This window comes from Legionella israelensis (assembly GCF_004571175.1).
Classification (GTDB): domain Bacteria; phylum Pseudomonadota; class Gammaproteobacteria; order Legionellales; family Legionellaceae; genus Legionella_D; species Legionella_D israelensis.
Genome location: NZ_CP038273.1, coordinates 231,874 through 243,758, shown reverse-complemented (window position 1 = coordinate 243,758; position 11,885 = coordinate 231,874). Strand labels below are relative to the sequence as shown.

Here is an 11,885-nt window from a genome sequence, read left to right as displayed (position 1 = left end):
TAGTCCTTTATAAGTCATTTGCCATCGAAGCTATATAACTGGTACATAATAAAAATAGAGAGTAGAGGTTATAAGTCGCAATAAAAGGATGAAAAAAAGAAAAATTTCATTTTACAACTCTTAAAGACCCAGCAAAAGGCTATCGTCCTGAACATAGTTCTTGACTGCAGAATCCAGTGATGCGGAGAGATTTCTGGATCCTGCAAACGAGCCTAGGGATATGGAAAGTGTATGTAAAGCAATACATTTGTTCTATTCTAATTCAAATATTGGTTGTACATTTTTAGATCATTAGCTGCTCTAGTCAAATGAATAACTATATCTCGAACTGTAGCCATTTTCTTCATTGGAACGTTCTATAGCTTTCCAAAGCTCTTTCTGACCCAGCAATTTACTGTAATGGTGGTTTTTCATAAATAACTCATCGCCGCTGGTTTTTAGTAGCTCCAACACAGTCGTTGTTGTTGAATGTTTGCTTAATTGTTTGCTTAGGTTATCACTATCATAACGATCACAAAATTGAACCAGGGTCATATTAAAAGGATTTTCCCGTCCTAATCTTGCATGAAAAAACTCTGCTAACTGTTCGACGATGACCGTAAGTTCAGCCTGGCGTTGACTGCTCGTCATGCTTTTGCCTTCTTCATAAAGACGTGCAAGAAATATCAGTTGTTTTGTCAGTATTGTTTGAAATTTTTCAATCACCTCAGGAGTTGATTCTATGTACAGAGGGTTTACTACCGTTTGCCCGTTTTGAATTAATCTGATTTCCTTGACTGCAGAAAGAGGTAATGCGGTTAGCGCATGCTCATGTTCTGAATATTTAGTATAAAAGCCAGTCCCTTTTTGTTTTACTATCGCCTCAACGTCAATTAACTGATTTTGTACAAAAGCAGGATTAACGTACAAAATAGCATTGCGATGAGCACGCCAGGAGTTTGACAATTTTAAAGCACTCTCTTTACTGGACGTAGTACCAATTAATCGAGCACTTCCCTGATGACGTACTATATCCTCAGGGGTTATGGTACCTTGTATCTTGGCAATTCGATACCAAACAAGTTCCAGGAGATTAAACTTTAATATTGCCGGTTGGTTATTGTAGGAATTAAACTTAATATGATCAATACGATATAAGTCCTCCGGTGAAGAGGGCATAACACTCTGCTCATAAGAGTGAGGCTGTTTTGATGGGTGGCTTGTAAAAAAGCGGTGTTGTCTCTTACTGATTTTTTTAATTTTTCTGACTTTATCTTTATGAATATAGTTCTGGATTGAACGCAAAGGTAACATAATTATTCCTCAATAACCTGCTTGAAGATTAATTATTCTATATGAATATTATGTGGGCATTAACAATATGGGTGTAAAATGCGCCATTGATATGAGAGCTATCATAAAAATTCAATTCAAAGTTATCTTTTTCAAATAGGCCTTTATTGTAAGAACGGGAGAAAAAGTAGGGTTAAGTTTGACAGTGAACTTTCATATGCTTCAATATTCAACAGGCTTCAAATTGGCAGGTCAAATATCAAACAGCTATACCACGAATAACCCTCGAGTATGCTATCGATTTGAAAAACTCTTGTTTGAGCGGTATAAACCATCATTCCAGTTAAATCAACAACCCGGTTTTTGCGGAATATAACTTCTTAATCGTTGTGCAAACAAACGCAACACATCCAAGCTTGACTCTTCTGCCTGTTTGCACCACATTTGTAATGATTCGAGCAATTCGCTTTGGGATGATGCGGTTTTCAACCATATCTGTTGTAGCGATTGGCGATAACTATACACTAATTGCAAAGGTTCAAAATGATGCAGTATGTCATGCAATCGAGAATGGGCACTCGGGGATAATAGTTTCTCCTGACGCTTTAGCAACCGACTACCATGATGAAACAAGCGTTTGGTCTCTTTGCTTTTTACACTGTTGCGCTTTTCATGAAGTAGAACAGGATAGACAACTCTTCGGTAATAATCAGACATCACCTGGTAGCGGTTAGTTATGACGGCTTTGGCAGTTTCCAGATCAATCTGGCATTTACCTTCTTCGCTGCGTAATTTGGGAGGTAATTTTTTAATCTTGGCAAGTCTGAGAAAAGATAAACAGCGGATGTACATCCAACCTAAATCAAACTCCCACCATTTCACCGAAAATTTAGCCGAGGAAGCAAAGGTATGATGATTATTATGCAATTCTTCACCGCCGATAAAAAATCCCCAGGGAATAACATTAGTTGAGGCGTCTGGACATTCAAAATTACGATAACCCCAGTAATGACCAATACCGTTAACAACACCTGCTGAAATTGGTATCCAGAGCATCTGTATCGCCCATATAGTTATTCCCGGAATACCAAACAACAACATATCCAACAAGAGCATAATTAGTACTCCTTTGCCACTATGGCGAGAATACAGTTGACGTTCAATCCAGTCTTTTGGAGTTCCATGTGAATATTTTTCAATCATGCATTTATCTTTAGCTGCTTCACGGTATAATTCGGGTACTTCCCAAAATACTTTTTTCAAACCAAATATTGTAGGGCTATGAGGATCGCCTGTGGCATCGGTGGTTGCATGGTGTTTCCGATGAATAGCTACCCATTCCGCTGTCACCATACCGGTTGTTAACCAAAGCCAGAATCGAAAAAAATGGCTGATCACAGGATGCAGCGTCAAAGCACGATGAGTTTGATAGCGATGTAAATAGATAGTGACCGAGGCAATGGTTACTTGCGTTAAAACGAGACAGGCTAAAAAATAGCCCCAAAAGGATAGATTCAATAAACCAAATACCATTATGATTACTCCATAAAATCAGAATTTTCTTCTTCAGAGAGCTGATTTTGAAAGACTCTGTGGAGAAAATCATCTTAAATAATAAAAACAGTTCAACGCTTGTGAACGTCTTCAATAGTGTTGTAATGCTAACATAAACCACTATACAACTGATTGCCGCTTATATTAAAGCGGCTTATTAGCATTATAGATGATACAGAAAGAAAAAAGTTTCAACAACCTTCAAATCTTATCTTTATACCGTAGAAATAGATTCACGCAGCGGGAATTGCCGTAAGCCCCCTTGCTTACAGATCAGGGTTAGGGGAAACCAGGCTTTCGCTAACTGCGTATTCATCTTTAGCAACTTTCTTGTAGAAGGCATGTAAGTCTGAGCGCCTAAGGCAATGGTCATTAATCGATGCTTTTTGCGCTACTTTCATTATTTCATCCAATGCCTGGCATGCACATTCTGGATTCACTGCGTATTGTTGGTATAGCTGATACATTTTAGCCAGATTTTTTGGAATTTTAAGCTTAGAGGGGATTCCTAAAACATTACTGGTATGGTTGACATTAGCAGTGGTACCACCAATGACAAAACCCATAATTTTCTTTTGAATGTTGCTTTCTTCAATAAGAGCATCCATGTCACGCTTAATTGCATCCAGTGTTACAACCGCTTCTTTATGAGAAAATTCCAACACGCTGCTCGTTGCAATTTCATGATATAGGCTAAAAGGTGCTATTTTCTCCCAGCTGCGAGCCTGCCTCTTACCTTCATTAGCGTGGCGACATGCAGCGCGGGCTGCATTCAATTTTATATTTTTATAGACTTGAGTCCACGTGGCCAATCCGCGGGCTGCTTTGCGCATGTCTTCAATCATATGATGCATCGTCTGTGATATGAGATTATTTTCATATGATTTTCCAGCAGGAGAACGAATATCCCAGTTGGTGCGAATTATTTTGCTACGCATTTTTAGGCAATACTGTTTACAAAGCTGTTCTTCAATTTGTAATCCTGGGTTATCTGTTTGTAGCTTACTGGCGAACAGATAAACTTGTCCTTTGGCTGTATTATCATTGTCTAAAATGCCATGTTTGAGACAAGCTTCCTTTCCAAGTCGAGCAATTTGATATTGGGCCTGGCGTGTTGTTATTTTACCCTGCCTGGCTTTTTCCACCCAGTCCATCATTTTTTTCATGGTATCCGTTATCTTAACAGACACCTTTCTGGTTTGTTCCTGGTCATTTTCTTCAGGTTGCCTAGCAGTGTAACTGTAACTGCTCTTATTACCTGAGAAAAAAGATAAGCTATAGGGATTTGCAGATTCCTCTTCTTGATTAATCCTAAAAATTTTATCTGCCAATTCATTTAACTTGTTTTTTGCTGAGGCATGTTGATTAAACAAGGAGGTGATGTTTTGATTAACGATGCGCTTGAACTTTTCACCTAATTCTAAATCATCCTCAATCTCAGTATCCAGATTCTTTAGATTTTCCCCATTGCCTTGAATCAATGATTTTGCATATTCGTAGCATTCTTCCAAGTCACTTAAGAGCAGCGTTTCAATGTTTTCAGATTGACAATACTGTTCTACTTTTAGAGCAAGTTGATGAGCAATGACTTTATAGCTTTCATCAGTTAACTCTGAGGTAATATGGCTATGGGCTTCAACCAGTGCATAACTAAGTGTGACATTATTAGCAGCTAAGTAATCTCTGGCCGTATCTATACGGTTGTGGTACCTTTCTTGGTTTCTAAATTTATTTACTATACGCTCCACATGACTAAAAAAATTATCTCCAATATTGATGTCTTCATTATCTCTTCTGTAGGTTAATTCAGTAATAATGGCTTGTTTTTTGTCATTACTTAAGTCTGAAAAAGAAGCAGCAATCGGTCTAAACCAGAGATGTTGGCAGTTATCCTGTAAAAAGTAAGCAAATATGTGATCATTTTCATTTTCTGAAGCAAGTAATAAATTAGTACCCATTATGTGATTTTTAATCGCACTTATATTTTGGCCATTGGCTAGAATTGAGCTTTTAATTAAATCAATTAATTTTTCTTTTCGCTCATTATCAAGGTCTAATCTTTCTAAACTTTGAATATCATCGATGAGTAGATTAAATCTTGCATTGGCTTTAAATATCAGATATTCATCATCCTCTTGTTCATCGATGGCGGCTTTGATAGCCTTATTGATTTGTACCAATAAAGGCTCAACATCGTCTTCTGCAAGAAGATTAATCTCATATCTATCTTGCAATAATTGTGTGATGATATCTTTTAAACTACCTTTTTTTTCATGAATAGCTGCATAGATTAATCGTGCTTGTTCTTCGGTGAGTTCATTTAAACAAACCGTTATATCTGAAAGATCATTCTCAGGATTCATTGCCTCCCAAATGACCTGTTGCTCATTGAATAATAAAGTGTTTCCTTGTTTTAAGTCACTAATTAACTGGAAGGCGAAGCGCTGCATAGCTGTGGGGCTTGCTACCTCCAGATCCAGTGGTTGTTCAAAAGTCAGCTCTGCTGGTATATCCGTTGTCGTGTGATAATGATAAGCGCCTGTCAAATTATATTTTCCTAAATCATTATCGACATTTAACATGCGCTCATGGTATGACTGTGCGGGATTTTCATCATCTACAACTATAGGCACAAAGCCTTCTTGGTCCGCATTTTGGTTATTGATTAGATTTAAATATCGTCTTACATCACCCTCGTGGCCATGTACAGTACTTAGCCAATCGGGTAAGTTTAATTCTTTAATAGATTCTATGTTTCCGGCCCTATGCCATAGTAGCCTGACAATAGGGTGTTCCAGAGAAACGGGGTTGCCTACCCCGAATGCTAATTGTTCATCATTTAATTTATCAGCAAGACTGGCAATTTCCTGATCAAAATTATCATGAAAGTATTGGTTGATTGCATCGATACAATGAGCAAAATGTTCTTGACTGCCTCGATATTTTATACCGTATTTTTTTGCTAAAGCGATAACGGTTTCTAAGGCAGAGGGCGCATGCGTGTAGAGAGTTTGATTATTGTTCTCATCATGGCTATGACTCAATAGGCGTAAGCAAGGTTTGTAGGCGCTTTCAACTAAATAAGTAATTTCTTGTTCTGAGATTAAATTATTGTTAATTAATGTACTTAATCCTTGGATGGAGTTATCATAACCGGGTATTGTCGTCTTAGGGTCTCTAAGAGTGTTATTTTGATAATTAGTCAGAAACTCAATGCTGTGGTTAGACAGCATTATTTCAACTGGCATATTCACTTGCTTAAGCTTATTTAATACAACCAGCGTAAAATAATCATTTTGGCCACGGTCGCACAGTTCATCGCCAATTAACTTAAGATGTCGAGAAGTAATTTCAGCATCTGCAATGATTTGATTAAACGAATTGATATGCTCACAAGTTAATTGTTCAGCCGGTGTTTGATAAATGTTAGTGAGCTTTTCATATTCGTTTTCCTCGATAACCATTACACCTGATTGCACTAGTGTCCAAACTAACTTTAAGGCATTACCATGTAAGTCACCAATAATGATCGCTTCATTTTCATCCAAAGCGTTAATAGGGTCTGGGTAATTATTTAAATCAATATTATCAAACTGAGGCATACACGGTTCTCCATAAACTATGATGACTCTATGATAAAAAATACTTTCTTAAGAAAGTCTTAAAGTAATGGCGTGAATGTGACATAGGACATAGGCAGAGCGATTTCTGCGCCCCGAGAGGCGCTATAACTAACTGCTGAAAGGGCAGTCATGAAAGCACTGTCCTGGCTCATTGTGTATCGAGTCTTGGGGTAACCCGGCGGGCTTAGCGTAGACAGAGAGATTATAGGCCGTAAACCGCAGAGTTAAATGTGATTGAACCGCGTTAAAGTCGCTTGAGGGATGGCCGACCGCTTGGCGGTCCATTCGATATATTTTACTTACTGACTCACATCAAGATTATGTTTGTTAAATTCAAGCTATAATTTTGTTGAAGAGTCTTAATTGCAAACCTTATTTCTTAGTCACTGACATTAAAGTCTGTATAAGGGCTTTGAAAATTTTAGGATTGCCGGCCACGATATTCCCTGTTTTGAAATAATTTTCACCACCTTGTAGATCACTGACTAAACCGCCGGCTTCTCGTATTAATAAAGTAGCTGCTGCAATATCCCAGGGACGTAAGCCGAATTCCCAGAACCCGTCTAGTCGCCCGCTGGCAACATAACAGAGATCCAGCGCGGCGGAACCGCATCTTCTTATACCTGCACATTTGCTAAAAAGCTCTTCGAAAGTAGGTAGATAAGCCTGAGCCAATGTCTGATTATGAGAGGGGAATCCTGTACCAAGCAAGGCTGCATTTAATTGTGTCTGTTTAGATACTCGAATACGACGATCATTCATCTGGGCGCCATAACCACGGCTGGCTGAAAAACATTCATGTCGCAATGGGTCATAGACAACTCCATGTTCAATACGATTTTTTATTCTTAATGCAATGGAAACGGAAAAAAAAGGATATCCATGCAGATAATTTGTAGTTCCATCTAAAGGATCAATAATCCATACGGCTTCAGCATCATCCTGATATACACCACTCTCTTCCGCTATAATTCCATGACTTGGATAAGTCTTTCTTATGGTGTTAATGATGGCCTGCTCTGCTTTGATATCCACTTCACTGAAATAATCATGGTCACTTTTTGTAGAAACTTTAAGCCTGTCTATTTGTTCTAGATGCCGAAGAATAATATCACCGGCTTGTCTTGCAGCACTAATTGCAATATTGAGTGTAGGTTGCATATAGGTATCGTTCACTTAAAAATGAAGCGATTCTAACATATTTTTTTCTTTTGTAAGCTTAGGACGTATGATCAATTATATTTTTGGCTTTAAATTTATGCAATTTCAGGTTGAGGTCGTTCATGAAACGGGCTATTCGCTTCACTCTGTCTAAAATCTATTTCACTTCAGAAAATATATTGACAGCACGATATAAACTAAAAATATCCTCTTCTGTATAATCCGGGATAAATGTCGCAAATTTTTTTTTGAGCGGTATACTATGCACTATCAATTATGATGTAGATGAACCGTTTTAATGAGATTTGATTCCATTCGTATAGTGTTAGTAGAGACATCCCATCCCGGGAATATTGGCTCTGCTGCAAGAGCAATGAAAACCATGGGATTAGGTAGATTATATCTGGTTAATCCGAAGTTTTTTCCAGACAAACGTGCTAACGACATGGCGGCAGGTGCTGATGATGTGGTCGCTCAAGCGATAGTTACAGCCTCACTGCAGGAAGCTCTCCTTGGCTGTCAACTGATTGTCGGCACTAGTGCAAGGCCACGAGGTATCGGGTTGCCCGGGTTGATTCCCGCAGATTGCGCCCGTCTGGTCAGTTCCCAACCTGATGATACAGAAGTTGCCCTGGTTTTTGGCAGAGAGCATGCTGGATTAACCAATGAGGAGCTGTTGTCTTGCCATTATCATTTACATATTCCATCTAATTCAGAATACAGTTCACTGAATTTAGCTCAGGCTGTGCAAATCATTGCTTATGAAATCCGAATGAAAATACTGAATCCTGTGGTAGAGGTGGAATTGCGGCCTGACAAGCTTGCAGCAGCACAGGATATTGAACGTTTTTATCAACATTTAAAAGATGTTCTTTTGGAAATCGGATTTTTAAAACCGTCAAATCCCAGAAGATTAATGCAGCGAATAAAACGATTGTTTAATCGAGCTCAATTAGAAGATATGGAAGTGCGTCTTTTACGAGGCATGCTAAGCAGAATACAGAATGCCCTAAAATATGCCAAAATAAATAATAAGGAGTTTTAATATGAGAAACATGCCTATATATTTTGACTACATGTCAACAACACCTGTGGACCAGCGTGTAATAAATGTGATGGTGAATTACCTGGGTTACGAGAAGATGAATTTCGGCAACCCAGCCTCAACGACTCATGTATATGGTAAAAAAGCCATGGAAGCCGTTGAACATGCACGTTCTCAAGTTGCAGCTTCCATCAATGCCACACCCCAGGAAATCGTTTTTACTTCCGGTGCAACGGAAGCTGATAATTTGGCCATTATAGGTGCCGCTCATTTTTATCAACGCAAAGGTAAGCACTTAATTACCATGAAAACAGAACACAAGGCTGTGCTTGATAGCTTTAAGCATTTAGAAAAAGAAGGATTCCATGTGACCTATCTTGATCCAGAACCGGATGGATTACTTAATCTTCAGACGCTTACAGAAGCCATCCAGGAGGAAACGATTTTAGTTTCCGTGATGCATGTTAATAATGAAACTGGAGTGATTCAAGATATCAGCTCTATTGGCAATTTGGTTCGTGAAAAAGGCATTCTTTTCCATGTGGATGCTGCTCAAAGTGCAGGTAAGCTGCCCATTGACTTACACCAGTTGCCGGTTGATTTAATGTCATTTTCAGCTCATAAAAATTATGGTCCTAAAGGTATAGGAGCATTATATGTACGAAACAGGCCGCGTGTCCGTTTACAACCACAAAGTTTTGGGGGAGGGCATGAGGCTGGATTACGTTCAGGCACTTTAGCTACCCATCAGATTGTAGGTATGGGGGAGGCTTTTGCTTTAGCGGAACAGTCTCGAGAAGAAGAACAAAGGCGTATTTTAAGTTTAAGAAAAAAACTTTGGGAAGGTATTAAACATTTGTCCGGTATTCGCCTGAATGGTCATGATATACAGCGCATTGCCGGTAATCTCAACCTGAGTTTTTCCGGGATAGACGGGGATTCCTTGTTACTTGCCTTACGTGATCTTGCTGTTTCAACCACTTCTGCCTGCTCATCAGCTAGTTTACAACCCTCTTATGTGCTTAAGGCTCTGGGGTTGAGTGATGAGTTGGCATATAGCTCGGTCCGTTTGTCAATCGGTCGATTTACAACAGATGAAGACATACGATATGCTGTGGACATTATCAATTCTCAAGTATCAAGATTGCATGAAATATTACCCATATGATGTATAATAAATTAGTTGAAGATTGTTTTTTTTCTACAGAGCATGTGGGTGTGCTGAATGATGCACATAATGACTGTGTCAGTTTCAGGAGCAGTCTTGCCGGGCCTGGTGGCATCATTGAATTATCAATACGATGTGACCATTATGGTTTAATCACTGATGCTTGTTTCAAGACACAAGGCAATCCTTATACGATAGCTATGTTGGAGTGGCTTTGCCGGCAGTTAGAAGGTGAACCCTTATATCTTCATCCAAGATGGAATTATCAGCAGATTCTTGAACTCTTTGACGTTCCTGATACCCAGTATCCCGTAGCCATACGAATTGAGGACATCTATACTGAAATTATCAAGAGAATGAAAAAGAAATTAAAAGAGGTAAATCATGACAATAGTGATGCAACATTCGAATGAGAATGAGCCAATGGTTTCGTTGACACCCGCGGCAGAAAGACACATTTTAACTTATTTATCTAAAAATGATGAAAATAAAGGGATTCGTTTTTCTGTAAAAAAAACGGGTTGTTCCGGCTGGTCTTATGTCATTGATTATGTTTCTTCGCCTGAGGATAATGATATTGTGACTCCTTTTTTAGATCATTATTTACTTTGCATCGATAAAAAAAGTTATCCTTTTCTTAAAGGGATGGAAATCGATTATGTTAAACAAGGATTGAACCATAAATTTATATTTCATAATCCAAATCAAACGGGGCAGTGTGGTTGCGGTGAAAGTTTTACCATTGATTAAACCAACTTATTAGACTCTGTGCGCCTATCTTTTGTCGTAGCGAAGTATAACGGGATTTTAATCAACATCTGTGATTGCTTCGCTTCGCAAGGACCATATTCAGACTTTATTTTCCAAAATGTCTAAAATTCAGCACATCTCACTCTGCAATTGTTAAACCAATGCATTTTACTTCTATATGACACTCGTCTAGCGATATAAAAGACATAATTGCTTTTATAGTGAACACGTTAATTATGGACATTTTGGCGTTTTTTTAATTCCATTGCCTGAATTGAGTTTGTGATGTATTGCAATTAGTCAAAAAATCACTTAATATTCCCTTAAGAAATGAATATGATTAGATCAATATTTACATAGATTGTAATGTTTGATACTATATAGTCCACAATGCTCCATGAATGACTCATATGAGAGTATTAGTTAACATGTTTATCAGGTTAGGAGATAAAAAATGAATGCAGTATTACAAGATGTGATGCAGAATGAAAGCGCGCTATCAAATCATGTGATCAGTGCTGTAAAAAACTATTTAAATACAGTGAATAATCGAAACGCTAATTTAAATCTTTATCAATTAATAGTTGAAGAAGTTGAAGCTCCTCTTTTTCGCACGGTGATGGAATTAACCCGTTATAATCAATCAAAAGCTGCACGCGTTTTAGGTGTTAGTCGCGGTACTTTACGTACTAAGTTAAAGCGTTATTTTGATGATGAATTTATTGGAACACGTGACGTTTAATCTGGCTTTTTGCTATTCATTTTGCTAGTATTGATAACAAAGTCGGTCAGGTAATCGCTCTTTGTTTCAGGCTCAGTTGAATTTAAAACTCAACTGGCCTGCAAAGGGAGGAAAGTCCGGGCTCCTCAGGACAGAGTGCCAGGTAACGCCTGGGAGGCGTAAGCCTACGGAAAGTGCCACAGAAAATATACCGCCTGTTATTGCTAAGCGACAAACAGGTAAGGGTGAAATGGTGCGGTAAGAGCGCACCGCGCGATTGGTAACAGTCGTGGCAGGGAAAACCCCACTTGGAGCAAGACCAAATAGGAATCCATTTGGCTGATTTGCCATCACGTACGGTCCGTACGGGATTCGGGTAGGTCGCTTGAGGTATACGGTGACGTGTATCCCAGATGAATGATTACCCACGACAGAACCCGGCTTATCGACCGACTTTTTTATAACGGATTGGCACCTGCTTGGTGAGCCTGAACGAAAATAAGACTGAAAAAGCGCAAGATGGACCAAATACGTCTGTTCAAGGCAGGAGATTGATCTCTTACAATCAAAGCATGATTTTTTAACCGCACT

The 11,885-nt window shown here is 38.7% G+C and carries 9 protein-coding genes and 1 other RNA gene; 6 read left to right on the top strand and 4 right to left on the bottom strand.

The features are described 5' to 3' along the window. Positions 1 to 300 precede the first annotated feature (300 nt). The 4 genes from E4T55_RS01055 to E4T55_RS01040 form a co-directional block, all read right to left on the bottom strand. Positions 301 to 1,293, bottom strand: coding sequence for a hypothetical protein (locus E4T55_RS01055; protein WP_058501469.1), 993 nt, complete (start codon positions 1,291 to 1,293; stop codon positions 301 to 303). Positions 1,294 to 1,620: 327 nt separating this feature from the next. After that, on the bottom strand, positions 1,621 to 2,805 hold the full coding sequence (locus E4T55_RS01050; RefSeq protein WP_058501468.1) for a DesA family fatty acid desaturase: 1,185 nt from the start codon (positions 2,803 to 2,805) through the stop codon (positions 1,621 to 1,623). A 287-nt stretch (positions 2,806 to 3,092) separates the two neighbouring features. Then, positions 3,093 to 6,428 carry a hypothetical protein gene (locus tag E4T55_RS01045; protein WP_058501467.1) on the bottom strand — a complete coding sequence of 1,112 codons (3,336 nt, stop codon included), beginning with the start codon at positions 6,426 to 6,428 and terminating at the stop codon, positions 3,093 to 3,095. 393 nt (positions 6,429 to 6,821) lie between these two features. Continuing rightward, positions 6,822 to 7,610: an inositol monophosphatase family protein gene (locus E4T55_RS01040; protein ID WP_058501466.1), complete on the bottom strand. Its 789-nt coding sequence runs from the start codon at positions 7,608 to 7,610 to the stop codon at positions 6,822 to 6,824. A gap of 298 nt (positions 7,611 to 7,908) precedes the next feature. Here E4T55_RS01040 and trmJ point away from each other — a divergent pair, with 298 nt between their 5' ends. From trmJ to rnpB, 6 genes are all read left to right on the top strand, one after another. Further along, positions 7,909 to 8,655 (top strand): tRNA (cytosine(32)/uridine(32)-2'-O)-methyltransferase TrmJ, encoded by a 747-nt coding sequence (gene trmJ, locus E4T55_RS01035; RefSeq protein WP_058501465.1) that lies wholly within the window; start codon positions 7,909 to 7,911, stop codon positions 8,653 to 8,655. Position 8,656: 1 nt separating this feature from the next. Beyond that, on the top strand, positions 8,657 to 9,823 hold the full coding sequence (locus E4T55_RS01030) for an IscS subfamily cysteine desulfurase (protein WP_058501464.1): 1,167 nt from the start codon (positions 8,657 to 8,659) through the stop codon (positions 9,821 to 9,823). Then, complete coding sequence (locus tag E4T55_RS01025; protein WP_058501463.1) at positions 9,820 to 10,236, top strand: iron-sulfur cluster assembly scaffold protein; 417 nt, start codon at positions 9,820 to 9,822, stop codon at positions 10,234 to 10,236. The genes E4T55_RS01030 and E4T55_RS01025 overlap by 4 nt, the downstream gene beginning before the upstream one ends. Further along, complete coding sequence (locus E4T55_RS01020; RefSeq protein ID WP_058501462.1) at positions 10,208 to 10,573, top strand: HesB/IscA family protein; 366 nt, start codon at positions 10,208 to 10,210, stop codon at positions 10,571 to 10,573. Before E4T55_RS01025 ends, E4T55_RS01020 begins: the two co-directional genes overlap by 29 nt. A 454-nt stretch (positions 10,574 to 11,027) precedes the next feature. After that, positions 11,028 to 11,315, top strand: a complete 288-nt coding sequence (locus tag E4T55_RS01015) for a helix-turn-helix domain-containing protein (RefSeq protein ID WP_058501461.1) — start codon at positions 11,028 to 11,030, stop codon at positions 11,313 to 11,315. A gap of 38 nt (positions 11,316 to 11,353) precedes the next feature. Continuing rightward, an RNA gene (gene rnpB / locus E4T55_RS01010) (RNase P RNA component class A) lies at positions 11,354 to 11,755 on the top strand. Positions 11,756 to 11,885: the final 130 nt, after the last annotated feature.